23 protein-coding genes and 2 pseudogenes are annotated in these 25,685 nt (G+C 42.4%); 15 read left to right on the forward strand and 10 right to left on the reverse strand.

Features of this window, described 5'->3' with window-relative positions:
* Positions 1-413 precede the first annotated feature (413 nt).
* Positions 414-1,154 (forward strand): amino acid ABC transporter ATP-binding protein, encoded by a 741-nt coding sequence (locus tag ACE1B6_RS22900; RefSeq protein WP_413259589.1) that lies wholly within the window; start codon positions 414-416, stop codon positions 1,152-1,154.
* A gap of 106 nt (positions 1,155-1,260) precedes the next feature.
* Here the strand turns inward: ACE1B6_RS22900 and ACE1B6_RS22905 are convergent, their stop codons facing one another.
* From ACE1B6_RS22905 to ACE1B6_RS22925, 5 genes are all read right to left on the reverse strand, one after another.
* Positions 1,261-1,875: a hypothetical protein gene (locus tag ACE1B6_RS22905; RefSeq protein WP_413259590.1), complete on the reverse strand. Its 615-nt coding sequence runs from the start codon at positions 1,873-1,875 to the stop codon at positions 1,261-1,263.
* Positions 1,876-1,981: 106 nt separating this feature from the next.
* On the reverse strand, positions 1,982-3,061 hold the full coding sequence (gene ribD / locus ACE1B6_RS22910; RefSeq protein ID WP_413259591.1) for a bifunctional diaminohydroxyphosphoribosylaminopyrimidine deaminase/5-amino-6-(5-phosphoribosylamino)uracil reductase RibD: 1,080 nt from the start codon (positions 3,059-3,061) through the stop codon (positions 1,982-1,984).
* Positions 3,062-3,198: 137 nt separating this feature from the next.
* The gene (gene mreD / locus ACE1B6_RS22915; RefSeq protein WP_413259592.1) at positions 3,199-3,747 is read right to left on the reverse strand and encodes a rod shape-determining protein MreD; all 549 of its coding nucleotides are present in this window, start codon (positions 3,745-3,747) and stop codon (positions 3,199-3,201) included.
* A gap of 15 nt (positions 3,748-3,762) precedes the next feature.
* Entirely contained in the window at positions 3,763-4,533 is a 771-nt protein-coding gene (gene mreC / locus ACE1B6_RS22920; RefSeq protein WP_413259593.1) for a rod shape-determining protein MreC, read from the reverse strand.
* Between the two features lie 35 nt (positions 4,534-4,568).
* Positions 4,569-5,576: a rod shape-determining protein gene (locus ACE1B6_RS22925; protein WP_193979936.1), complete on the reverse strand. Its 1,008-nt coding sequence runs from the start codon at positions 5,574-5,576 to the stop codon at positions 4,569-4,571.
* Positions 5,577-5,813: 237 nt separating this feature from the next.
* On the opposite strand from ACE1B6_RS22925, the pseudogene ssb (ACE1B6_RS22930) reads away from it, so the two are divergent.
* A pseudogene (gene ssb / locus ACE1B6_RS22930) lies at positions 5,814-5,960 on the forward strand (single-stranded DNA-binding protein); the annotation flags it as partial.
* An 11-nt stretch (positions 5,961-5,971) separates the two neighbouring features.
* On the opposite strand, the gene ACE1B6_RS22935 reads toward ssb (ACE1B6_RS22930), so the two are convergent.
* On the reverse strand, positions 5,972-6,115 hold the full coding sequence (locus ACE1B6_RS22935) for a hypothetical protein (protein ID WP_413259594.1): 144 nt from the start codon (positions 6,113-6,115) through the stop codon (positions 5,972-5,974).
* A 222-nt stretch (positions 6,116-6,337) separates the two neighbouring features.
* Here ACE1B6_RS22935 and ACE1B6_RS22940 point away from each other — a divergent pair, with 222 nt between their 5' ends.
* The 3 genes and pseudogenes from ACE1B6_RS22940 to ssb (ACE1B6_RS22950) form a co-directional block, all read left to right on the forward strand.
* Positions 6,338-6,547, forward strand: a complete 210-nt coding sequence (locus ACE1B6_RS22940) for a hypothetical protein (RefSeq protein WP_413259595.1) — start codon at positions 6,338-6,340, stop codon at positions 6,545-6,547.
* A gap of 50 nt (positions 6,548-6,597) precedes the next feature.
* Positions 6,598-8,082, forward strand: a complete 1,485-nt coding sequence (gene ltrA, locus ACE1B6_RS22945; protein ID WP_413259596.1) for a group II intron reverse transcriptase/maturase — start codon at positions 6,598-6,600, stop codon at positions 8,080-8,082.
* A 163-nt stretch (positions 8,083-8,245) separates the two neighbouring features.
* Positions 8,246-8,467, forward strand: a pseudogene (gene ssb, locus ACE1B6_RS22950) (single-stranded DNA-binding protein); the annotation flags it as partial.
* A gap of 105 nt (positions 8,468-8,572) precedes the next feature.
* Here ssb (ACE1B6_RS22950) and ACE1B6_RS22955 read toward each other — a convergent pair.
* Positions 8,573-9,397 carry an SIMPL domain-containing protein gene (locus ACE1B6_RS22955; RefSeq protein ID WP_413259597.1) on the reverse strand — a complete coding sequence of 275 codons (825 nt, stop codon included), beginning with the start codon at positions 9,395-9,397 and terminating at the stop codon, positions 8,573-8,575.
* A gap of 116 nt (positions 9,398-9,513) precedes the next feature.
* Between ACE1B6_RS22955 and ACE1B6_RS22960 the strand changes: the two genes are divergently transcribed.
* From ACE1B6_RS22960 to ACE1B6_RS22985, 6 genes are all read left to right on the forward strand, one after another.
* The gene (locus tag ACE1B6_RS22960; RefSeq protein ID WP_413259598.1) at positions 9,514-11,052 is read left to right on the forward strand and encodes a cation:proton antiporter; all 1,539 of its coding nucleotides are present in this window, start codon (positions 9,514-9,516) and stop codon (positions 11,050-11,052) included.
* A gap of 625 nt (positions 11,053-11,677) precedes the next feature.
* Positions 11,678-13,480, forward strand: a complete 1,803-nt coding sequence (locus ACE1B6_RS22965; RefSeq protein WP_413259599.1) for an N-acetylmuramoyl-L-alanine amidase — start codon at positions 11,678-11,680, stop codon at positions 13,478-13,480.
* 138 nt (positions 13,481-13,618) lie between these two features.
* Positions 13,619-14,461 carry a glutamate racemase gene (gene murI / locus ACE1B6_RS22970; protein WP_413259600.1) on the forward strand — a complete coding sequence of 281 codons (843 nt, stop codon included), beginning with the start codon at positions 13,619-13,621 and terminating at the stop codon, positions 14,459-14,461.
* An 811-nt stretch (positions 14,462-15,272) separates the two neighbouring features.
* Positions 15,273-16,244: a solanesyl diphosphate synthase gene (gene sds / locus ACE1B6_RS22975; protein WP_413259601.1), complete on the forward strand. Its 972-nt coding sequence runs from the start codon at positions 15,273-15,275 to the stop codon at positions 16,242-16,244.
* Between the two features lie 151 nt (positions 16,245-16,395).
* Entirely contained in the window at positions 16,396-16,677 is a 282-nt protein-coding gene (locus ACE1B6_RS22980) for a peptidoglycan-binding domain-containing protein (protein WP_413259602.1), read from the forward strand.
* A gap of 35 nt (positions 16,678-16,712) precedes the next feature.
* Entirely contained in the window at positions 16,713-19,346 is a 2,634-nt protein-coding gene (locus ACE1B6_RS22985) for an AAA-like domain-containing protein (RefSeq protein WP_413259603.1), read from the forward strand.
* A 42-nt stretch (positions 19,347-19,388) separates the two neighbouring features.
* Here the strand turns inward: ACE1B6_RS22985 and ACE1B6_RS22990 are convergent, their stop codons facing one another.
* A complete protein-coding gene (locus ACE1B6_RS22990; RefSeq protein ID WP_413259604.1) occupies positions 19,389-21,146 on the reverse strand; it encodes an AAA-like domain-containing protein in 1,758 nt (585 codons plus the stop codon).
* Between the two features lie 219 nt (positions 21,147-21,365).
* Between ACE1B6_RS22990 and ACE1B6_RS22995 the strand changes: the two genes are divergently transcribed.
* The 3 genes from ACE1B6_RS22995 to ACE1B6_RS23005 all read left to right on the forward strand — a co-directional run bounded on the left by ACE1B6_RS22995 (position 21,366) and on the right by ACE1B6_RS23005 (position 23,175).
* On the forward strand, positions 21,366-21,851 hold the full coding sequence (locus ACE1B6_RS22995; protein ID WP_413259605.1) for an NfeD family protein: 486 nt from the start codon (positions 21,366-21,368) through the stop codon (positions 21,849-21,851).
* 19 nt (positions 21,852-21,870) lie between these two features.
* Positions 21,871-22,404, forward strand: a complete 534-nt coding sequence (locus ACE1B6_RS23000; protein ID WP_413259606.1) for an NfeD family protein — start codon at positions 21,871-21,873, stop codon at positions 22,402-22,404.
* Between the two features lie 180 nt (positions 22,405-22,584).
* Entirely contained in the window at positions 22,585-23,175 is a 591-nt protein-coding gene (locus ACE1B6_RS23005) for an SPFH domain-containing protein (RefSeq protein WP_413259607.1), read from the forward strand.
* Here ACE1B6_RS23005 and ACE1B6_RS23010 read toward each other — a convergent pair.
* A complete protein-coding gene (locus ACE1B6_RS23010; RefSeq protein WP_413259608.1) occupies positions 23,172-23,579 on the reverse strand; it encodes a hypothetical protein in 408 nt (135 codons plus the stop codon). The two genes, ACE1B6_RS23005 and ACE1B6_RS23010, sit on opposite strands and share 4 nt — an antisense overlap.
* A gap of 332 nt (positions 23,580-23,911) precedes the next feature.
* Positions 23,912-24,400 (reverse strand): hypothetical protein, encoded by a 489-nt coding sequence (locus ACE1B6_RS23015; protein WP_413259609.1) that lies wholly within the window; start codon positions 24,398-24,400, stop codon positions 23,912-23,914.
* Positions 24,401-24,525: 125 nt separating this feature from the next.
* Between ACE1B6_RS23015 and hetZ the strand changes: the two genes are divergently transcribed.
* Positions 24,526-25,665, forward strand: a complete 1,140-nt coding sequence (gene hetZ, locus ACE1B6_RS23020) for a heterocyst differentiation protein HetZ (protein WP_413259610.1) — start codon at positions 24,526-24,528, stop codon at positions 25,663-25,665.
* The last annotated feature ends 20 nt before the right edge of the window (positions 25,666-25,685 follow it).

The following is a 25,685-nucleotide window of genomic DNA, read 5'->3' on the forward strand; positions in this document are numbered from 1 at the left end:
AAACATGACAAAACCAATTATTAAATGAGTTTGAAATTACAGCGATCTAGATAAACTTTACTGATAGAATGGCTCTTCCGTACTTGAAGTGATAATCAAGCCTACTACTGATATAATTTATATCACGAAATAGCTTGATTCCGGTCAGAAATTAAAATACAGTTACATAAGAAATCAGAAGCAGTCAACCCGATCGCTTATTGCATCCCACAGAAAACCCAAATCCACATCTGCGTTCATCTGCGTTCATCTGCGTTTAAAAAAAGCCCACGCATCCCACAAATAATCTATATCCACATCTGTGTTCATCTGTGTTCATCTGTGGATATCTGTGGTAAAAAAAAAGCCATTGCATCCCACAGAAAATCCACATCCATCTGCGCTCAAAATTGAACTACCCAGAGGTCAAAAAAATGCCAGAACAAAACCCAATCATCATCGCCCAAAACCTACACAAATACTACGGACAATTTCACGTCCTCAAAGGAGTTAACCTCACCGTCAACAAAGGCGAAGTAGTAGTATTAATGGGTCCATCAGGTTCCGGCAAATCCACATTTATTCGTACCTTCAACGCCTTAGAAGAATATCAAAAAGGACGCATAGAAATCGACGGAGTAAACCTTAATAATAACAATCGAAATATTGATATAATTCGCCGAGAAGTCGGAATGGTATTTCAACAATTTAACCTATTCCCGCATTTAACAGTCTTAGAAAACATCACCTTAGCACCAATTTGGGTAAGGAAATGGTCAAAAAAGAAATCTGAAGAAACCGCAATGCAACTATTAGAAAGAGTGGGAATATTACAACAAGCAAACAAATATCCCGCCCAACTTTCAGGAGGACAACAACAAAGAGTTGCGATCGCCCGTGCCCTAGCCATGCAACCTAAAATAATGTTATTCGACGAACCCACATCAGCACTAGATCCAGAAATGGTCAGAGAAGTACTGGACGTAATGCGAACCCTAGCCCAAAGTGGAATGACAATGGTAGTAGTGACTCACGAAGTAGGATTTGCCCGTGAAGTAGCCGATCGCGTCATCCTCATGGACAGTGGATTAATAGTAGAAGAAGCCACCCCCAACGAATTTTTCCAACGCCCCCAAGAAGAACGCACCAAGCAATTTTTATCACAAATTCTTTAATCATTAGTCATTAGTCATTGGTTATTAGTTAATAGTAAAATTTATTGATGATTTACCATAAACAAATAACAAACAGTTAATCTCACAAATAACCAATGACCAAAAACTAATCAATAGGTTCTAGTGGTCGAGGAGTAGAAACTCCCGCAGGTTGAGTAAAATTCCTGTTGGAATTATGCAAAGTATTCGACACTAGAGCAAAAGCCAAATAAGCAGGTAAAATAATAGCTCCTAAAGCCGCCACCATCCCCAAAATAACCAAGGGTTTATTAGAAGGGCCATACTGAGTTCTATAAGGATCGATCGCCAAACGTTCCGGTTTAATTAAATCCCGTAAAGCCACCGGACGCTTAAATCTAATTCGACGATCGTCCAGCTTTTCTAATAATATCCAACCAGCCTCTCCCTCCTCCTCACACAAACGTTGTAAAACCTCCGGATCGCGAAAAATATCCCGACTAGCCCGGACAATTTTAAACTCCCAACCAGTTAACCGTAACTCACGGGGTATTCCCTGCGGTACTCCTTGGGGAGAGATGTGATTAGCTTGCCCAAGCATTTCCATCTCAGTGTTTATCTTGGATTCATAACGAGTCAAAGTTTCTTCCTCCTGTTCCTCTTTTTCCACCACTGACTGATACCAGCGCATCCATCCACCAAGGGCTGTTGCCTGGACACCAAGGCTACCGACAAATAAAGTTAAAAGCGTAATTTCTAACATCTTTTGATAGTCTATTCCACTTCCTGCTGTTGTAGATCTTCGCGATCGGGAAATAAATTAAAAGCAGAAAAAGTTTCCCCTAAATTTATCGATCGGGAAAACCTTCTCAAGGTAAATAACCCTCCATTAAACAATCTGGGCCAATAGTTCGCCAACTCACTCTTTCCAGAGTCAACGCCTCAGTCATTTTTTGGAAACCTAAATCAGCCACAGGAGAAGGTGCGCCCTCCCCCCCAATAATTTTCGGGGCAATAAAAGCCATTACTTTTTGTACTGTACCTTCTGCGATCGCCCTCGCCGCCAAAACTCCCCCACATTCCCATAACACCGACAAAAATCCCAAATCATATAAATAACTCATAACCTTAGTGGGAGTTAAAGGATCTAACTCCACCACATTTACACCCCTTCTTAAAAGTAACTTTTGCAGATGAGGATTCGCCCCCACCTCAGTTAACACCAAAGTAGCCGCCTCCTCCGTATTCCACAAATAAGCAGTTTCCGGCAACTGCAAACTGCGACTCATCACCACCCGCAAAGGATTCCGCGCCTCCACTTGATGACTAGTTAAATGTGGATTATCATTACGCACCGTATTGCCACCCACAATCACCGCATCACAAGCCGCCCTTAACTGATGTACCACACCACGAGCCGCCAAATCTGTAATCCAAGAACTATGACCGCTAGTTGTAGCAATTTTTCCATCCAAAGTCATCGCATACTTTAAAATCCCAAACGGGCGTTTATGTAAAACGCGATGTACGAAAGCCTCATTTAATTCCTGACAAGCCGCCTCTTCCACCCCAACTACTACTTCAATTCCAGCCGATCGCAACTTCTCAATTCCCGTACCCCCCACCAGCGGATTCGGATCGACCATCCCCACCACCACCTTAGCCACACCCGCCGCAATCAACCCTTCCGTACAAGGCGGAGTTCTCCCGTAGTGATTGCAAGGTTCCAAACTCACATAAATAGTTGCACCCCGCGCCAACTCCCCCGCTTCCCGCAAAGCAAACACCTCAGCATGAGGCTGACCCGCCTCTGGATGATACCCCTGCCCAACAATTTGTCCATCCCGCACTACAACTGCCCCCACCATCGGATTAGGGGCAGTTTTTCCTAATGCTTTCCGGGCTAATTCCAGACATCGACGCATCATTGCCTGGTCAAAATCATTCATTTTCTTATCAATCTTATGGTAGTGGGTAATTGATAGTGGGTAGTTGGTAGGTAGTAATTCGATTTTCCATGACGATTAAAAATTTAAATCTAAAATCTCAAATCTAAAATCTCAAATTCCCACTACCCACTACCAAACTAAGCATTATTCTCGATCCAATTCATCTTTTCCCACCAAACATTTAATGGATAATAAAGAATTGGTGCCCATAAACTACTGAGAATCGCCGAAGACAAAGCAATTTGTTGATGTTCTGTCCAAATTTCCGCCAAAGTGCGAGTACCCGTCAAACTAAACTGAAGTGCCAGAACAGTTTCCGCCACCACAGTCATGCCAAAAACAATTAACGCCACCGAAATAAAATCTTCTTGGACATACCTCTGTTTTTTAAAGCTAGCCGTTAAAATGCCCACACACATTAAACTTAACGTATGAGAAGGATCGGGTGAAGTCATGCCATCCTGAATTAAACCCAAAGCCAATCCAGCGATCGCTCCTTGCAAAACCGTCCGTTTCACACTCCAAGCCACCACCCAGATCAGCAACCAATTCGGGCCTAAACCTAACAATTCCATACCAGGTAGTCGAGTTGGTAGAATCAGCGCACAGACAATCACCGAAGCAACTGTCACTCCCCAATTCAGCATTTGACGACCATAGTAAGGCAAACGAGAAATTTCTATCATTGAGCTTCTTGAGATTTAGCGATCGGTTGCTTCCGAATCTGAATTTTCTTCCACTGGATAAACTGCGACCCATTCTAAAACACTAGTGGGAGCCGCCAGAGTAATCACCGCCTCCGGCGCAGGACTTTGGCTTAAATTCACCGACTCCACACGCCCCACAGGTAATCCCGAAGGAAACAGTTTACTAGCCGAAGAAGTAGTCACCACATCGCCGCGCCGAACATCAGGAACTCGTTCAAAAAACTGCATTACCGCCTTGTTTCCCGACTTACCCCGCATCACGCCCATAAAACGGCTGCGGTTGATCGTTACACCCACACGACTGGTAGGGTCACTAATCAACAGCACCCGGCTAGTGCTAGAGGTGACATTAGTTATCCTACCCACCAAACCCCCAGGCGCAGTAACGACAAAATTCTCTTTAATCCCGTCCTTACTTCCCCGACCGAGAGTAATTTGCTGCCACCAATGATCCGCACTGCGACCTACAATTGGGGCTGCGATCGCCTGTTCCTGATTATTTTTGGATACATAACCCAAAAGTTCCTTCAGCTTTTGATTTTCTTTCTCAATCTGTTGTAACTTAGCCTCCATTTCCAAAACTTTGGCATTAGTTAGAACCTCTTGCTTGCTGGGATTAGATTGAAACGGACGAGTAAGCAACTGATAGACCTCGAATAAGCTTCCCCCTTGAGTTTGCCGCGCAAACCAAGCAGTACTAATTACCAAACCTATCAGTGCCACTTGTAACCAATTCCGATCCCACCAACGGCGTAACGTATCCATACACAGTAGTCTTCAATTTTTGCTTTGAGTAGGAATTATAAACTGCGAGAGCGACCACTAAATACCCGATCGAGTTGTTTGATATTTTCCAGCACCCTTCCAGTGCCTAAAACCACACAACTTAGAGGATCTGCCGCCACATGAACTACAATTCCAGTTTCATGACTGATTAAAGTATCCAAACCCCTGAGTAAAGCTCCGCCCCCTGCTAGCATAATGCCCCTGTCAATAATATCCGCCGCTAATTCAGGAGGAGTTCTTTCCAAAGTCCGCTTCACCGCTTCCACAATTACCGCCAAAGGTTCAGACATACTTTCCCTAATTTCTGGCCCCTTAATGGTCACAGTTCTCGGCAACCCAGAGAGTAGATGTAAACCCCTGACTTCCATAATCGAATCTTCATCAGCAATTGTAGGATAAGCCGAAGCAATTTGAATTTTAATTTCTTCTGCCGTCCTTTCCCCAATCACCAAATTATGCACCTTCTTCATGTACTGAATAATCGAATCATTCAGTTCATCTCCAGCCACACGCACCGACTCACTCAGCACCGTACCTTGTAAACTCAGTACAGCCACTTCCGTAGTCCCACCACCGATATCGATAATCATGTTACCCGTAGGCTCAGCCACAGGTAGACCCGCACCAATAGCCGCCGCCACAGGCTCATCAATTAATCTCACGTCTCTAGCGCCCGCTTGTAGCGCCGCATCCATCACCGCCCGTCGTTCTACCCCAGTTACACCACTAGGAATCCCGATGACGATTCGCGGCTGTACCAAAGCTTGACCTTCATTCACCCGCTTGATAAAGTGCTTCAGCATTAACTCCGCACTATCAAAATCAGCAATTACCCCATCACGCAGCGGACGCAACGCCACCACGTTACCAGGGCATCTTCCCAGCATTTTTTTCGCTTCTTCTCCTACAGCCAGTGCTTCGCCAGTATCTTTGTCAATGGCGACCACTGAAGGTTCCTGAAGCACAATGCCTTTACCAGACACATAAACTAAAGTATTTGCGGTACCGAGGTCGATACCCATGTCACGAGATATGGATAAGCGATTAAAAAGACCCACGCGCTTTATGCCCCCAAACAAGAGATGCTTTTTTGTAGGACTGTAACCTAACCGTGCAGGATTTTATTACGTTTTCTCTCCTGCGTCTAGTCAAACGAGAAATATTTCTTTTCTTAGTTGCAACCTGAAATTTGCATTGTACCCTCAATTCGCTAAAGTAGATAAACAAATAAATGAGTACAACTGTACTGGTAATTACTTATGTCTCTCAATGTTGTAACTTTAGTCGGTCGTGCTGGCCGCGACCCCGACGTTCGCTATTTTGAGTCGGGTAGTGTTGTCTGTAACTTCACGCTAGCGGTGAATCGTCGTAGCCGAGATAATGACGAACCAGATTGGTTTAATTTGGGTGTGACTCGTTAGCTAGAAACCGCATCCAATGGATACGGGGGATTAGCTGCAAGGAAAATGGCATCAAAGCCAACCTTGACAACTGAATGTCCATATTGGTGAGCCGATTCGATCGGCAAGTCCAATCCTCTAGGATGCAAGAGTGAAAGCATCTCTCCCCATTACTTGAGACTAGCAATCTTGCGTAATGACAGCCGGGAAGAAACGGAGGTAACTCCAAACCTAATGGAGAATCCCTTCTAGCAGGAGGATATGGGTAGCAAACGCGAAGGTATGTAACCGTCGTTAACCAGAGCCAGCGAAAGAGGTTGATACGCTGGAGCCAAAAGGCAACAGGTTGAGGAGTCAATATCTAGGTAATTGACTTAAAAGGATTGTCCATCAATGTGGGGCAGTCTGCATCCCCAATAACCTCGGCGGATAGTACCACCCTAAACCCTCAAACCAATGGACATTCGGAACGTGGAGCCTCTGACATCTCTTGGGTACTTGGTCGATCGCTCAAGCAGGTAGCTAACCGCAAGGTGTCAGAAAGGCGAGGATTGGGACCCAAGCAAAAGCCTAACCGTAATGGTTATGGATAAGCCCATAGTCCCACGATGACTTGGAGATAGAATCACGAGTAGCAATGAAAATGTCTAAAACGAGCGTCAAAACTACGGTGGAATGGGAAACTCTCAACTGGCGCAAGCTAGAAAGAGCAGTAACTAAGTTGCAAAAAAGAATCTATCGAGCCTCTCAACGTGGTGATGTAAAAGCTGTTAAAAAGCTTCAGAAGACTCTCATGCGCTCATGGTCAGCGCAATGTATAGCCGTCCGTAAGGTCACTCAGGATAATCAAGGCAAGAACACAGCCGGAGTGGACAAAGTTAAATCTCTTAACCCCCAACAACGGCTTAATTTAGCCAAAAACCTGAAAATTGACCACAGAGCGAGTGCGCTCAGAAGAATATGGATACCTAAGCCAGGAAGTGATGAAAAACAACTTCTGGGAATACCTACCATTAAAGATAGAGCCAAACAGTCACTAGCAAAAATGGCACTAGAACCAGAGTGGGAAGCAAAATTTGAAGAAACCAGCTATGGTTTCAGACCAGGACGCTCCGTGCACGATGCTATTGAACATATATTCATAAGCATTGGACAAAGTTCAAAATATGTGCTAGAAGCGGATATCGCAAAATGCTTCGACCAAATCAACCACCAAGAACTTCTCAGGAAAATTAGCACCTTTCCCACAATGAGGAGGCAAATTAAAGCTTGGTTGAAATCTGGAGTAATGGATAGAGGAGAACTATTCCCCCCCACTGAAGGAACGCCTCAAGGAGGAGTTATATCACCCTTGTTAGCGAATATAGCCCTTCACGGCATGATGCAGGATATAGAAAGCCAATATCCCGAAACGAAAAGGGTAAATGGCAAACAAACGAACTGGAAACCATGTATCGTTCGGTATGGGGGTGATTTTGTGGTCATCCATCCAGATAGACCCACAATTATGGAGATTAAAGGAAAAATCAACCAGTGGCTCAAACCAATGGGTCTAACTCTGAAGGATGAAAAAACCAGATTGTGTCACACCCTGAACAAATCAATAGATGAAGAACCCGGATTTGATTTCTTGGGTTTTAACATCAAACAATATTCTGACAACAATACACATCTTGGCTTCAAAACGATAATCCAACCTAGTGAAAAGAGCGTCAGACAGCACGTTCAGGAACTAAGGGAGATTGTCAAGGCACATAAAAGTGCTAAAACGGTAGACCTAATCAAAAAGCTTAACCCCGTAATCAGGGTATGGGCAAACTACTACAGGACGGTATGCAGTTCTCTAACCTTCAAAAGGGTGCATCATGACTTGTATATGATGCTCACGCAATGGGGTAAGAGAAGAACTGGTAAATACGACAAAACCTACCAAATGTATTGGCATGAAGTAAAAGGTGCAAAAGTATTTGCCAGTAACCCGCCAAAGGGAGGAGAGCTAATCATGCTCCAGACTCATAATCAGTACCGCATAAAAAGACATACTAAAGTCAAAGGCGGTAGCAGCCTATACGATGGCAACTGGGTGTACTGGGGCGAAAGACTGAGGAACCTACGGGGTTGCCAATGAGAGTTCAAAAACTTCTGAAGAGGCAAAACAGTGGAAAAGAAAACCAGCAGAGGTACGCGAAAATACCCAATGCAGCCAAGTCATTGAGGAGCCGGATGAGGTGAAAGTCTCATGTCCGGTTCTGAATCAGAGGTAAAAATGGTGACATTTTTATCGACTGTAACAAATTTGGGGCAAAACAGCCGAAGTTGCCGCTAATTATGTCCGTAAAGGCAGCTTAATCGGAATTACAGGCTCTCTAAAGTTTGAATACTGGCAAGATCGAGCTACTGGGGCTAATCGCTCTAAACCTGTAATCCGAGTCGAAAGATTAGATTTATTAGGTTCTAAGCGAGATAACGAGGCAGGTGCTATGGGCAACTATCAAAGCAACGACGAGTTTTAAATCAAGGCAAAAGACAGAAGGGTTCAGGTGACAAGGAGACTGTTGGAATCAGGGGAATTTTCACCTTTACCCTTCTTTCCTTCTGCCTTCTGCCTTCTGTCTTTTTTAATACCGAATTTGCAGGGTTACGGAGGCTTCGACTTGCTGTTCTCCACCGATTACAGGAATAGAAAACCGATTTTCTAACTTATCCGTTGGTGGGGCAGCAGCGAGTGGTATCGGTGGTGGGGGTGGTGCGGCTGCGCCATTAACTTGAATGTTGACTACTTGCTCTGGTTTTAGATTTAAAGTGGCTAAAACGGCGTTAGCTTGTCTTTGAGCGTCTTGGGTAGCTTCTTGTAATGCTTGTTCTTGGGCTTTGGCTATAGCACTATCTGCGGCTACAAAACTAATTCCGTCGATTCTGGTTGCTCCGGCTTTTACTGCTTCATCCAACAAGTTGCCGACTCGTTGGGTGTCGATGCGAAAACTGACTGTGTTAACTGCGGTGTATCCGACTAGACGCTGGACGTTATTTTGGTAAGAGTAGTTGGGATTGAGGCGAATGCCAGTGGTTTGGAGTTTTTCGACGTTGCGCGATCGCAATAACTCTACCACCGCTGTCGATCGCCGCGCCACCTCCTGTTGCACCTCCTGAGCCGTTTTCCCCTGCGCTTCCACACCCAAACTCACTTGAGCGATAGTAGCTGGAATTGATTCTACACCCCGACCTGTCACCGTTATAGTTCTGATTAACTGACTGGGAATTTGTTTTTGCTCTTGAGCTACAACTAAATCGTCAATAAATATACCTAGCAATCCTAGAGCTAAAGCGATCGGTATTGTCAAAAGTATTTGGTTAAATTTAACACCGAGACAAGCAGAAAGTTTGACCTTAACTCTTTCTTCTTTCGGTTTTTTGTTCTGCAAATTCCGATATGCACTCAACATAAAGTTTCTTTATACACTCCCTAGAAAATCCGAATACACGAAACATCCAAAAAAAATAAACAATGGAAATTGTAAAGAAACCTGTACATTAGAAAAAACGACACTCTGTAAAACCAATGGCTGACGTATTTGCCTGGTCGAATTTCTTCACACCTTTGTTCCCGAAACTTTCCTTGGGAATAGCTATCCCTGCTTGGGGACAAGCTGCACCCATCCTAGCAACCACTCACGAACTAGATGCAGATAGTGCTGCACTGGTACTGCCAGGAGTATTACTGAGTCTAGTAGTAGTTTACATCGCTAGTAAAATTGGCGGTGAATTGTCTAACAAACTAGGCTTTCCGCCAGTTTTAGGCGAACTGGTTACAGGTGTAATTGTCGGCGTATCAGCCCTACATTTACTAGTGTTTCCAGAAAGCGGAGCCCATAGCGCAGATTCCGCAATTATCCAGCTGTTACAAGCAACTGCTGGATTAAGCCCAGAATCAGCAGAAGCAGTATTTAACGCTCAAAGCGAAGTAGTTTCTGTGTTATCAGAGCTAGGTGTTATTGTACTGCTGTTTGAAATTGGCTTAGAGTCAAACATTAGACATTTGATGGCAGTTGGTTATCAAGCTACCATTGTTGCTTGTGTGGGGGTTGCCGTACCCTTTGCTGGTGGCACAGCCGGATTAATGTTACTGTTTGGTGTACCAGCAATTCCAGCAATTTTTGCTGGTGCGGCTCTTACAGCTACTAGTATTGGGATTACCTCGAAAGTTCTTTCGGAAATTGGACGTTTAAGCACCAAAGAAGGTCAAATTATTCTGGGTGCTGCTGTCATCGATGACGTTCTGGGGATTATCGTTTTGGCTGTTGTCGCTAGCTTGGCAAAAACTGGCGAAGTAGACGTAATGAACGTTATCTATCTGATTGTCAGCGCAACGGTTTTCCTACTTGGCTCAATTTTACTGGGTCGTTTCTTTCACAATAGCTTTATCCGAGTAGCTAATGCCCTGAAAACTAGAGGTGGACTGCTAATTCCGGCATTAGTTTTTGCTTTTGTCATGTCTTACTTGGGAGCAGTGATTCACTTAGAAGCGATTTTAGGTGCTTTTGCTGCTGGTTTAGTTCTAGATGAGAGTGATGAGACTCTAGAATTACAAAAACTGGTGTTGCCAATTTCGGATATGTTGGTACCCGTTTTCTTTGTTTGTGTGGGTGCGAAAACTGATATCGGCGTACTCAATCCAGCCGTTCCTACAAATCGGGAAGGTCTGATCATGGCTGTTTTTCTGATTGTAATAGCCATCATCGGTAAAATTGTGACTGGTGCGACTGTATTTGGTCAAGATAAGATTAATCGCTTGGCGATCGGTGTGGGTATGATTCCTAGAGGTGAAGTAGGATTAGTATTTGCTGGCATTGGTTCAGCAAGTGGTGCTTTATCTAAACCTTTAGAAGCTGCGATCATCATGATGGTAATTATTACCACCTTCATGGCTCCTCCCCTGTTGCGAGTTGTCTTTAAAGACGAACCTGTACCTGTTACAGACTCCGATTCACCAGCTTTAAATGGTCACAATCAATCACCTGTTCTTCTAGAATCGGAAATGGTGAAACAAGCTTTATCTCAAAAGCCAATGGCAGAAAAGCCAGAACAAGCCAGTAGTTGATCCAAAGAATTATCCAACAAGTTCAACAAGTTGCACTAGCAACTTAAAACTCCAAATAAATAGCGTTAGGGAAAAGGGAGAACAAAGATTAAATTCCCCTTTTCCCTTTTTCGTCTAAAAGCAGAAGCAGAGTTGGGAAAGTTTTGAGTTAATTAACTTCTCCCCTACCCCTCTGCCCCTCTACCCCTCTGCCCCTCTGCCCCTCTACCCCTCTACCCCTCTACCCCCCTGCCCCTCTACCCCCCTGCCCCCCTGCCCCTCTACCCCCCTGCCCCCCTGCCCCTCTACCCCCCTGCCCCCCTGCCCCCCTGCCCCCCTGCCCCTCTACCCCTCTGCCCCCCTGCCCCCCTGCCCCCCTGCCCCCCTGCCTCAGTTGATTCTGGTTAGCCATTGGTGTAAGCTCTCCAATCTGATGGTGTTTTTTGAAAGTTGATGGTAGTTGACATAAGGAATTTATTGTGCTGTTGGGTAAGGTAGTTCAAATGAGGCGGTGTACTGAATTAACCGATAAGCCTAAATTCAATGGAAAGTACCAACGAAAATTTTTCTTTGGCATCATCGTTCGCTCCTCACCAGCTGGGAAAAGTTCTACTGCTGGGCTATGTAAATCATGGAGAAATAAACCGTGAAATTTCACTGGATACTACCCAGTACTTTTTTAAGCCTACTTTTACTTTCATCTCCAGCGATCGCAGGTAGACTGCAATCATGGCGTTTCGATCCGCAACGTAATCTATTGGTATTTACCACAGATGATGGCGTTCAACCCCAAGCACAATTATTGTTTAATCCAACTCGCTTGGTGATTGATTTGCCCGGTACTACCCTGCGTCGTAGCATTAATCAACAAGTGGGAGGTTTAATCCGTTCTGTACGAATCGGACAGGTAGACTCTCGAACAACTCGTTTAGTGGTTGAGTTGGTAGATGGGTATACTCTCGACCCCCAACAAGTGTCATTTCGCGGAGTTTCCCCTAGACAATGGGTAGTTCAACTACCAACTCCGATCCGAACTGATGCTGCACCGAATGTGGCTGTGGGAGAACAAAGTTCTGGCACTAGTCTGACTTTACCTACTCCAGAAGCGGCAACTCGTCCCCCGGTTCTCCCTCCGGCGACTGCTGCGGCTTCTGTAGTGCCGACAATTACACAAATCCAATATGTACAGGTAACTCCTGATGGTTTGTTCTTGCGGACAAATGGGGGCAATCCAGAGATTAAAGTTGACCGGAATCGAGAGCAGATTAATATTGAGTTGAAAGGGGCGATTTTGTCGCCGCAAATTCGGAATCGGGAATTTTCGGTGAACCGGAATGGTGCGAGTACGATTCAACTTAATCAGGTGAATAATAATCCGCCTGTGGTTCGTTTGACTTTGAAGGTAGGGGCGAATAGCCCGGATTGGGGTGCTAGTGTGAGCAGTTTGGGTGGGATTGTTTTGCTACCTGGGGTGGGACAGTCTACTACTGCTCAAAGAGGGGAAAGTCAAAGGGCGAAAGTTCAATCGGTGGAACTGAATGGAAATCAATTGATTATTCGATCGGATCGGCCCATTACCTACACTAATGGTTGGGATAGGTCTTCTGGTGCTTATCGGATTACTGTGAATTCTTCTGAGTTGGTTGAACGCTTCTCAGAACCGAAATTTGAGCGCAGTGGGCTTGTATTACGCTTGCGTGTCCGTCAGGAAAACGATCGAGTTAATATTTTGCTGTTACCTGCTTCTGGGGTGCAAATTGGGGAGGTCAGTCAACCTAGTCCGCAACTTTTGGCTTTACCGTTTTATAGTGCCAGAGTCCAACAGATTCCTACGAGTCCTAATTATCCGCCCGTAAATCAAGGGGTTACAGATTATCCTTACCAACAGTTACCTCAACGCCGTCCTAATGCGCGTGCTTTGGTGGTGATCGATCCGGGACATGGGGGGAAAGATCCGGGTGCGATCGGCATTGGTGGATTAAGAGAAGTGGATGTGGTGTTGCCGATCGGACTTCAAGTAGCTAGATTGTTGGAACAACAGGGTGTTCAGGTAGTTCTGACTCGCAATGCTGATTATTTTGTCGAGTTACCTGGGCGAACGGCAATGGCTAATCGAGCCAATGCTGATATATTTGTCAGTATTCACGCTAATGCAGTAGCTAATCGCCCGGATGTCAGCGGTTTGGAAACTTACTACCTGAGTAGTGGTCTGACTCTAGCTCGATTTATTCACAATAGCATTCTCCAAAGTATAAATGTTCCCGATCGCGGGGTGCGCCGTGCTAGATTCTACGTGCTACGTCATAGTGCGATGCCTGCGGTGTTGGTGGAAACTGGATTTGTCACTGGATTGGAAGATTCGGCTAAGTTGGCAACTCCGGCTTACCAAAGCCAAATGGCAGAAGCGATCGCCCGTGGTATTCTTCAGTACCTTCAATATTACAGATAGCCGTTGGATTTGAGTTAGGGGTTAGGGAAGAAAAATTCCCCAACCCCCAACTTCTACCACCTATCCCCTAATTAGTTTGACTCTTAACAATCTAAAATCTACAATTCAAAATCAATTTAAAAAGGACAAGCAATACCAATGACCTCTCAAAGAATCGGGATTTTTGACAGTGGTGTGGGTGGTCTTACAGTTCTCAGAGAACTCTATCGTCAATTACCCTCTGAATCGATCCTGTATTTTGGAGATACGGCTAGATTACCTTACGGCAACCGTCGGGAAAGCGAAATTTTAAACTTTGTCCGGGAAATTCTCACCTGGATGGAAGCACAGTCCGTCAAAATGGTAATAATGGCCTGTAATACCAGTTCGGCTTTAGCACTGGAAACTGTCAGATCGGAATTCAATTTCCCGATTTTAGGAGTCATTTTACCGGGAGCTAGGGCAGCGGTACAACGAGGCAGAAGAATTGGCGTAATTGCTACCCCTGCTACTGCTGCTAGTAATGCCTATCGTCGCGCCATTCACGAAATTGACTCTACAGTTCAAGTCTGGCAAGTCGGTTGTCCGGCTTTTGTCCCGTTAATCGAACAAAACCGCATTCACACCCCTGATACCTACCAAGTTGCCAAGGAATACTTAGCTCCGATGCTGGAGCAACAGATTGATACTTTGGTTTATGGCTGTACTCACTATCCCCATTTAGCACCAGTGTTAAAAACTATCTTGCCGCGAACAGTACGTACCGTCGATCCTGCTGTATATGTGGTGAGAGCAGCTGCTCAAGAGTTAGATTTACTGGGGCTAAGAAACACTAGTCCACCGCTACCGACGCGCTTTTGTGTGAGTGGCGATCCAGATCACTTCGCTCAATTGTCGGTGCAGTGGCTAGGTTGTACCCCTATTGTGGAGCAAATATGGTTGCCAGCTGTCTCTTTACAGCCAGCGATCGGAGAATCTCTCGAAAAACTCGAAAGAGAGTAGTCAAAAGCTATTTTCAGAGCTCTGGAGTTAACCTTGGGGTCTTCTCCAAGCTCTCGATCTTTGGGCGATCATCAGTAGGAGATAAATCGCCAGTAAGTAACCTGTGGCTAACAAGGGAATCATTAGAGGCATATCGCGGTAAACCATAATCAATTTACTAGTAGGTAGAGAAATGAGGTATGTTTGATTAGCTATAGAAAACTCCAGCTTACGAGTACTTACGGGAATAGCACTGGAAAGCTGTTAGCAAAACAAGTCACGCAACGGAATTAATTCCGCTTAGTGTTTTGTTTGCTTATGGAAGACCCTAGATAAGTACTAAGGAATTGCGGGTTAGGTTGATTGACCTATCCTGAAAAAGTCTTAGAGAAGCTCTAAGAAACAGAGTTCCGATTTTATGAATCGGTTTAAGCAACTACTAATCAGTAGCTACATCTATCTTTGTAAATGAAAGGAGTCACTCCATATCACCATTGGCAACTAACGGTAGTTAGTTTCCTTGGAGTGTTATTCAAATTTAGTGAAATCCTTACTAACTAGCCTATCACAAGCTTCCCGGCTTTTTAAGGTGGATCGGAAAAATCTTTAAAGATTTTACACAAATTTTAGGTATCGAATTCCGTGGGGATATGATATATATCTACTTTGGATAAATAATACGGGAATTCTCTGGGAGAACCGGAGTATTAGGGGTAGAGTAGGTAGATCGGTAAAGAGGATGGGAAACGGGATTTCATCTGTGGGGTGCTTAGCTTAAAATGAGGGAGAGAATATGTTAAATTTCGTAAATAAAGCCTGAACTGGCAGATCCATGACCTCAACTACCTCCCTCTTTTCGCCTGTTGAAGCAGACCTACGTTTGCTGTCGGAGAATTTAAAGCAGCTAGTTGGTAATCGTCACCCTATCTTGTCTGCCGCAGCGGAACACCTGTTTGGAGCAGGAGGAAAGCGACTGAGACCAGCGATCGTCCTGTTAATTTCGCGAGCTACCATGCTAGAACAGGACATTACTTCCCGACATCGACGACTAGCTGAGATTACCGAAATGATTCATACAGCTAGTTTGGTGCATGATGATGTAGTGGATGAATCTTCCGTGCGTCGGGGTGTACCGACGGTACATAGTTTATTCGGTAATCGAATTGCGGTATTAGCGGGAGATTTTCTATTCGCGCAATCTTCCTGGTATCTTGCTAATCTAGATAATCTAGAGGTTGTCAAACTCCTATCGGAAGTGATTATGGATTTGGCAGCTGGGGAAATTCAGCAAGGTTTAAATCGCTTTGATGCTAGTTTATCGATCGAGGCTTACCTACAAAAAAGCTACTACAAAACTGCCTCGCTGATTGCTAATAGTGCTAAAGCAGCTGGAGTACTTAGTGATGTGAGTAGCGAAATGGCGCAGAATTTGTATTACTATGGTCGTCATCTTGGTCTAGCATTCCAGATTGTCGATGATATCTTAGATTTTACGGGTTCTACGGATGTTTTGGGGAAACCGTCGCTTTCTGATTTGAGCAGTGGCAATTTAACTGCGCCAACGCTGTTTGCTCTTAAAGAAAAACCTTTTTTGGAAGTTTTGATCGATCGCGAATTCTCCCAAGAAGGAGATTTAGAACAAGCTTTACAACTGATTAATGAAGCAAAGGGTATTGAGAGAGCAAGAGAATTAGCTACTCAGAATGCTTGTATTGCGGTGGAATATTTAGCAGATTTACCAGCTTCCGAATCTCGTCAAGCTTTAGTTAATATGGCAGATTATGTTTTGAGTCGTCTTTACTGAAGTTTTAGACAGGAACTATCGAAAGGTAAGTTGTTGCGCTTGGGTGTCAATTTTCGCACCCAAGCGCAACAACTTACTGATATAAGTCGATGAGATCTAAAAGAAGTCAGTTAAGAACTCGATAAATCATCTGTTTAAATAGAAAATAGGATTGATTAACGAGATCGATCGCCCCGAATTTGAAAAAGATTGGCGGAAACAATATCTGCCGATTTTTCGCCCTCAAGATGTCTCAATAACTGCTGCTCAAGCTGTTACCTATCTGCAAAAATTAGGCGATAAAATTAAAGATGAGTCTGAGTTGGAGTTGGCGATCGAACGCTGGCAAAAAAATCTGGGTTTGCAAGTTACTGGTAAATTAGATCCGCCGACAGTTTTAACTCTGAGAGGTTCATTTTTGGACGGTGTGCCTACTTTGAAAAAAACAAAGTAAAAATCTGGAATTCAAGATGAAGGAGTTCCTATTTTATGAAAAACTATCAATATCAAATAGGTGGAAGTTTGCCTGAAAATGCACCAACTTATGTGGTGCGTCAAGCAGATAATGAACTTTACGAAGCATTGAAAAATGGGGAATTTTGTTATGTGCTAAATTCTCGGCAAATGGGGAAATCAAGCTTGTTAGTAAGAACGATGCAAAGGTTAAAAGCAGATGGTTTTGCTTGTGCTACAATTGACCTTTCTGATTTAGGAAATCAACAAGTTTCTCTTGATAAATGGTATGGTGGTGTTGCTTACAAATTATTAACTAGTTTCAATCTGTTTTCTGCGATCGAATTTATGACTTGGTGGAAAGAGAGAGAAATTATTCCACCAGTACAACGCTTGGGTGAATTAATTGGCGAAGTTCTGTTAGTCAAAATATCTCAAAACATTGTTATTTTTATCGATGAAATTGATAGTGTTCTCAGTTTTAAGGAACCGTTAGATGATTTTTTTACCTTAATTAGATCTTGCCATAATAAACGCGCTCAGAATCCAGAATATCAGCGATTAACATTTGCTTTGCTGGGAGTGGCAACGCCATCAGATTTAATTTCCGATCCAACACGCACGCCTTTTAATATTGGTCGAGCAATTAATTTAGAGGGTTTTAAAATACAGGAAGTTGCACCTTTAATTCAAGGTTTAGAAGGAAAAGTCGATCGTCCTGAAGCAATTTTAAAAGAGATTTTGGCATGGACAGGGGGACAACCTTTTCTGACGCAAAAACTTTGTAAGTTGGTGGTTCAATATTTGCCATCTGGTGCAGAGGTTTCGGTTGCTGAATTAGTAAAATCTCATATTATTGATAATTGGGAATCTCAAGATGAGCCAACGCATATAAAGACGATTCGCGATCGCTTAACTAGAAATAGCCAATCTGCTGGCAGACTATTAGGATTATACCAGAAAATACTGCAAAAAGGAGAAATTTCAGTTAATGAAACCACTGAACAAACTCAATTAAGATTATCAGGTTTAGTGGTAATGTGGGAGGGAAAATTAAGAGTTTATAATCGGATTTACGAGACAATATTTGATGAAAATTGGGTAGAAAAAACTTTTTTTGCCTTACGTCCTCATGCTGAAGCATTAACAGCTTGGCTAGCTTCTAATTGTCAAGATGAATCGCGTTTATTGCGGGGAAAAGCTTTACAAGATGCACTCAATTGGTCAACTGGCAAAAGTTTAAGTAATCAAGATTATCAGTTTTTAGCTGCTAGTCAAGAAGCAGCTTTGGCAGATTTACGCAAAATTGAAGTGCAGCGTCAAGCGGAAATTGAACAGCTTTGTCGAGAAAAAGATTTAGTTTCTCAATTGAGTAAAGAGCAAGAACAACGAAAGTTAACTGAGGCTAAACTGGTTCATCAACGACGATTAAAACTAGCAATTAATATTCGAGCAATTATAGTTTTATTGTTGTTTTTTATATTGATTGTAGAATTGATTTTCTTAAAGTTATTTATCGATCGCCGAAACACCGAACTAAATAGATTAAGCTTATATTCGGAAAACCTGTTTGAATCTGGGAAAAGTTTAGATGCTTTGCTGCAAAGTATTCGCGCAGGTGTAAGGATGCAAAGTTCATTAGATGTAAATCCCGCAACTAAAATGCGAGTTTTGATGGCTTTAAATCAAGCAGTTTACAATCGAGAAAAGCCTAAACAAATAGAAGATAAGAGCGATTATTTTAAGTTGGTTGTTTTTAGTAATGATAGCCAATTAATTGCTGGGGTTAGCGATCGCGGATCGCTCAAAATTTGGGATCGCGATCGCACATTGAAAACCACAATTAATCCAGATAGTAGTAAAATTACCAGCGTCAGTTTCAATCCAAATAATCTAAATATTGCTTCAGCAAGTGATGATGGAACTATTAAAATTTGGGATTTAGAGGGTAAATTAATGCAATCTTTCCCGGCGCATAACCAGAAAATTACCTGTGTTAATTATAGCCCAGATGGGGAAATGTTGGTTTCGGGAAGTGTAGATCGTACTGTGAAAATTTGGCGATCGAACGGTCAAGAATTACGCACTTTAAAAGGTCATAAAGCTGGGGTAAATAGCGTAATTTTTAGCCCTAATAATCAAATTATTGCTTCAGTTGGTAATGATGGAGTTGTGAAAGTTTGGCAACGAAATGGCACTTGGTTAAGAGATTTAAAAGACAATAATAGCGCGATTAATAATTTAAGTTTTAGTGCTGATAGTCAATTAATTGCTGTTGGTAGTAGCGATCGCACTGTGAAACTATGGCATATTGATGGCAACTTAATCGCTATTTTAAAACATCCTGGTAAAATTAATAGCGTTAGTTTTAGTTCCGATGGACAAACAATTGCTACAGCAAGTGCAGATAAAATGGTAAGAATTTGGCATATTGATGGTAGTTTATTGAGAACTTTAAAGAATCATCAAGGTGAAATTTTGAGTGTAAATTGGTCGCCAGATGGTAAATTTCTTGCTTCTGCTGGTGCCGATAAAAGGGTGATTTTGTGGAATTTAAATTTAGGAGAAATGTTAGTTCAAGGTTGTAATTCGCTGCGGGAATATTTGCAGAATAATTCTCATCTTAATCAGCGGGATAAGAGTATTTGTGAGGGAATAGGAGAGAATTAGATCCCCAAATTAGATCCCCGACTTCTTCAAGAAGTCGGGGATCTAGAGAAAATATTGGGCGTATAAATTGCATTTTGCTGTACAATTATTGCCATCGAGTTTTACTAAACCCATACTATTTAATTTAAAGGCTTGTTCCGATCGCAATCTCACACCTCCTTCACTACTAACAACTTCTTTCATTGCTGTTAGTAATTCTGGGTATTTTTCTAAGTTCCATAAATGTCTTCGTAAGTGATCGCTGTAAATTCCCGCTGCTGTTGCGCCTTCTGCGAGGACTTGTTCTAAAGTCACATCTTGACGCGCAATATGATACATTGCTAGTCGGACTAAATAAGGATGTCCTCCTACTAAATCCATTAATTTTTCGATTTGTTCTTGATGCCAATCTAAGCCATGTTTGATTGCTAATTCTTGTAATTGTTGAGAATTAAATTCTGGTAATTCGATCGGTAATCCTACGTTAAAAGGTGATTTATTGATGTCTAAAGGGATATAAACTTCGGTGGAATGTACGACAATTAAACGGAATTTTTTCCAAATATCTCTCCGTTTGGCTTCTTCGTGTAAGGCACGTAACAAACCAAAAAAGTCGTCGGCTATTTCGGGGGATTCAAATACGCGATCGACTTCATCTAAACCTAAAGTTAAATAATTGGGAATTTCCGGTAATACATATTGCTCAAAGAACGCTTTACAACATTGATTACTGCCAATAATTTCGGCTAATTCCCAACATTTTGTTAATTGCTCTAAAATTCCTAATTCTTGCGCGACGCTGGCACAAAACCATTGTAAAAATGTATCGGAATTGGTGAATACTCGCTTGTTAGCTAACTGAAAAGTTAAGGCTAATGTAGTAGAGTTTTGCTGTTCTGCATGATGTAAAATCCTTGCCATTAATGAGGTTTTACCCATTTGTCTAGGTGCTTTAATCCTAATTAATGCGCCCGGTTGATCGATCGCTTCATAACAACGCGATTCAATAGGCGGACGATCGATATAAAAATAGGAAGCTAACTCAACTTGCCCTTCTGGTAATTCGGGGGCGGCGACTGGTAAAGGTTGCAATAAAGTTGGTGAAGTGAAAGCGGAAATAGTGATATTTTCCCAGTTAATTGCTAATTGATGATTGGCGCTAAAAGAAGTGCGATTTTGTTGGAAAATGTTGCAAAGTTCGGAAGCGATCGCATTTGTATCTTCTGTCGATCGCCATTGCCAAGGTTGACATCCTGCTAACATTTCCACTAAATCAAAAGATAGCCCATTTTTCCAAGGTAAATTGATACAAATTGGTAAAACTGTTGGCTTCTGCTGGTGCGATTTTTGCGTTTCTTTTACTAATAAAACTTCTTCTAAAATCATTTCGCTGACTGCTGCATTGGGTGAAAGCAGCAACAGCAGATAATCGCACATTTGTAAAGATGATAATGGGAAACTGTTTGCGTTAAGTATTGTTACTTCGTGTACTGCGTTACAGATTTCTTGCTGCAAGTGGTAGGCGAGGGTGGGGTGAGAAGAGCGATCGCTAATCAAAACGCTGACTTTCCGATCCGATATGACATCTAAAGCGTGATTATCTGCAAAATCAGCAATATTTCGCCATTCTTGGGCTAAAATTCGGCAAATTTCTAAAAAATTAGCATAATCCACAGGTTTACCATTCAGAAAGTTGCTGACTGTGGATTGAGAAATTCCTAAATCTTCCGCCAAAATTTTCTGACTGGGAAAACCATTTCTCAGTAGAGATGATTTGACTGTGGGAATCAAATCTTCACGCAGTCTGAGCGATCGCGCCATAACAATAAAAATACACTTTTCAAATTTTATCTCTAAAGTCGATGGAAAGTCGATGAGATCTAAAAGAACTCAGTTAAGAACTCAATCAAACATCCAGCTTAATAGTAGGGTGCGTCAGACAAAATAATTTTAGGCGATTACCGCTAAGTTTAAACTTCTGACGCACCCTACTAAATCAAAAAAATTTTGAGTGTAGATGAACTTTTTTAGGAGGTTTATGTGCTATCAGATTCTTACCTAATGTGGTCAAGATTAGCGCCTACCTTATTTTGGTTTGTACTAGGAATTCTTCTTTGCTTACTTGAATTGTTGTTCGCCAAAAAGTTAGGTAGAAACTACAAACTTGTACCCTTAATCATTGGAATTAACTCAATTATATTATCGATGTTCTTGTTAAGAGCTAATTATGTACCAGATTGGAATTGGCAAATTGCTTATTGGATGGGTTTATCAGCTGTTTCGGTTATTTGGCTGCGTCCGATGTTTTTCAAAAGCAAAAAGTCTAAAATTCAAGATGCAACTGAAGCTAAAACTATCAGCAATATTTTAGCAGGAAAAACCGGAAAAGTGATTTATGAAGGAGCTATTTGGCACGCTCGATGTAACGACAAAACTATTGCGATCGCACCCGATCAAACAGTTTATGTTTTAGGTCGAGAAGGAAACACGCTAATTGTTGCGCCAGAAAATTTATTCCAATTGTAATTAAGGAGATTAAAGTGTTGTGTACTTTATTTTTATTCAGTTTATCGCCCAAACGACTGCTAATTCATCTTTTAGCTTTAGTCCGCCTTGGTTATGGTTTACCGTCGGAGTTGTGCTTTGTTCCACAGAATTTTTCCTAGCCAAAAAACTGCCTAAAAAATTCCAAAATATTGCTTTACTTCTCGGAATTAGTGCATTTGTCACTTCGATTTCCGTCTGGCAAATGGCAGTATTTATGGAAGTTGATTGGAGTCTCACCAATAATTATGACGAAGATTTTCCGATTCAAATCGTTTACTGGATGGGAATTTCTTTAGCCTCCGTTATCTGGGTACGTCCGGGATTAAGCAAGAGCAAAAAAACTGTGATTCCTGATGCGAAGGAAGCGAAAACAATTACCGAAGTTTTGCCTGGAAAGCCCGGAAAAGTACTTTACGAAGGCTCTTATTGGAAAGCATTTTGTGTGGATAAACAAATGGCGATCGCACCTAACCAAAAAGTTTCTGTTCTCCGTCGCGAAGCAAATACTTTAATTATTTCGCCTCGCCAATAATCCCAGAATTAAACAAACACCGTTCACTTTTAAGCTGTTACGCATTTAAAAGTCATATTGTAGGGTGCGTCAGATTTAGATATTTTCCTTTCTACATAGGCTTTACCGTCTGACGCACCCTACTCGTTAATAAGTGATTTAAATGCGTAACAGCTTAGTTAATCTTTGAGGAACTTTACCATGAATCCATTAGCATTATTTACTTTCTTAACAATTGCAGGTGCAACTACCCTAGCCAGCAGTGTAAAAATAGTTCGCCAAGGTGACGAAGCTGTAGTAGAAATGTTGGGTAAATATGAAGGTAAAAAGCTAGAACCTGGTTTAACTTTTTTGATTCCTTATATCGAAAATGTGGCGTACAAACAAACGACGCGAGAACAAATTTTAGAAATGCGTCCGCTTGATTGCATTACCGAAGATAAGACTTGCATTATTACTAACTTTGTGGTGTTCTGGCGAATCACAGACATAGAAAGAGCGTACTATAAAGTACAAGATTTGAAAGCAGCGATGATGAATTTATTAATTAGTAATATTCGTTCCCAAATCGCCACAATGGAACTCGATCGAGTTTTCACTGCGAGAGCAGAAATTAATGAAGCATTAGTAGAACAGTTGGATATTGCGACAGAAGCTTGGGGAGTAAAAGTTACGCGAGTAGAAATGCTTGGTTTTACAATCACCAATAAGTTATTGCATGAAGCCTTAAAAACTCCTGCCAAAACCGGAGGAAATGTAAGTAAGGATTACGTTAGTATTCGTCAAGCTTAATGAATTGAGAAATTCCCCAGATCCCCGACTTCTTGAATAAGTCGGGGATCTGATGCCTTTATCTGCCAATTTTCATCAATAAATTCCAGGTTTTCATCATAAATAAGAAGCAATTCGCCTATTTTTTGATCTGCAAACTTAATCTGATTAGCTTCGAGAACAAATTTCATTTGAATCCATCGTTTTTTGCCTGTAACACCAATAGAACTGCTGATTAACTTAGCAGATAGGGAACGAGGCAAGAGAATTTCTTCATGAAATTCATCATCTTCATCCCAATAACCACAGACTTTATAATCACATAACTCTAAATGTTCCGTCACAAGTTTATTGGCATCTATATTTTCTAATATTTCCGTCAAGTCCTGCCAAACTTGGTGATTTTTTAATTCTAACTTGGTCATAGTTTTTAATTAATGTTCTGTTAGTAAACCAGGAAAGTGCAAAACTCCATCTATGATTTTTCTGTGAAAACGGCGATCGCCTCCTTTTCCTAAAATTTTTGATTTCCAATCGTAACCCTCTACTTCGGAAGGAACAAGACCAATATTACCGCGAGGGGATACCTGTCCTTTTTCAATTGCTTTTAAATGTTTGTTATTTTGGTCATATTTTATCCCCAGTTGAATTTGCTCTTTGCCAAAAGATACTAGCTGACCATTTATTTGACAAAACTCGCTATCCAGATCCCCGACTTCTTCAAGAAGTCGGGGATCTAAAAGATCTAAAATCGTCCCTAAGCAATATTGGGTGGAATGTTCCCAGGAGGAGATTGCGGAGGAGGGAATCCTTGTTCTAAGTAAGATTGCACCAAATTTTGTAAATCTTCCCGACGTAGTTGAATTCCTTCAGTAAGATTACCAGGGGTTTCAAAAAAGATCGCGCTATCAACAGTGTCCATAGCTACCATTTGGAACAAAATATGGGTCACAGGAACCGGAATCGCCATGACTTCGGGATCTTCCAAGGTACTCGTCTGGGTGGTGACATCTTGGAGAGTGGGAAAAGCGTAAAGGATATGCTTTGTTTCTTGCGGTTGCTCAGGATTGCTGAAAGTTGTGAGTACCCAGGCTTCATCCAAGGTTTGGAGAACGTAGTACTGGGGATGTTCCAACTGACTTGCCACGAGCTTCAGTGCTGGTGCGATCGCTTGCATAGCCTGGGGTATCCGCCCATCATTCGGTGCGCTATCAATTAAAAGTTGAATCTGTTGATCTAAATCCATAAGGCAAAGCTCTGGTAGTCTACCTTCGAGTCTAGCGATTTACCTCACTAGTCGTAGTTTAGGTAGATTAAAAGCGATCGCCGGAACCCCAGCAAAAAAAACTAGCCAAGGAGAAATCTGCTGGCGTGGAGGCTATATTTGAGCTATTATTCAACGAACTGAGACGATCTACCCGTGCTTCAGAGCCGAATTGCCGTGAAGTTGCAGCACGTTTAGCAACTGAAGTGATGCGGATTTGCGAACAAAGTCAACGTATCCAAAATCTGGGCGATGTGGAAGTTTGGGCTGTTAAATTAGCTCGTCATCGCTTACAGCAATGTCTCCATTACTATTATCTCAGGGCAACTGCGGCGAGATTGGACTTACACAGTACCTTGAGTGCTATTGTTTATCGCTACATCACCCCTTCGCGCACTTCTCCGGCGTATCAAAGACGCTTGACTTTGATCGAAGACTTTTTGCAGGGATTTTATGTAGAGGCGTTAACTGCGTTTCGTCGGGAAGGAGCAATCTGTGAAACTGCTCCTATTAGCCCTACCTACACACCAACGACACTTTTGGAGTTAGCAGAGTTCCTCAGCTTTACAGAACGTTACGCTAAACGTCGAATTCCGATTACCAGTAAAAGCCGTCAACAGTTAATTGTTTTGCGGGCACAGGCTTTCGTTCAACAACAACCGCCAGAAACACTGATTGATATGGAACAAGTGGCTGATAGCGGTGGTTCAGAATCTCCATCTCAGAAAATGGATGAAGCATTATTGCGCCAAGTCGGGGAAATGATGTTAGTACAGGAACAGGGGATTAATCAGCAAGCGCAACTGCGTCAGTCAGTGATTACTGAGTTAATTAACTATTTAGAGGAGCATCAACAGCAAGACTGCGTTGAGTACTTTGTACTTCGTCTTAGTGATAGCAATACTAAAGAGATTGAAACTATCATGAATTTAACACCCCGCCAAAGGGATTATTTACAACAACGCTTTAAGTATCATTTGATTCGTTTTGCGCTGTTGCATCGGTGGGAGTTGGTACATGAGTGGTTAGAGGCTGAGTTAGACAAAAATCTTGGCTTAACGCCGCAACAATGGGAAACTTTTGTTGCGAGACTAGATTCTCAGCAGGTAACTTTACTAGAGTTAAAACGGGAGAAATTGTCCGATCTGGAAATCGCACAGCGTCTTGGTTGGACTGTTACCCAGACTCAGAAGCAGTGGTTTAAGCTTTTAGAACAAGCCTGGGATATACGTAACTTTTTACCGTGACTTTTCCGATCCGGATCGGG

It is taken from the genome of Floridaenema fluviatile BLCC-F154 (assembly GCF_041929135.1).
Taxonomy (GTDB): domain Bacteria; phylum Cyanobacteriota; class Cyanobacteriia; order Cyanobacteriales; family Aerosakkonemataceae; genus Floridanema; species Floridanema fluviatile.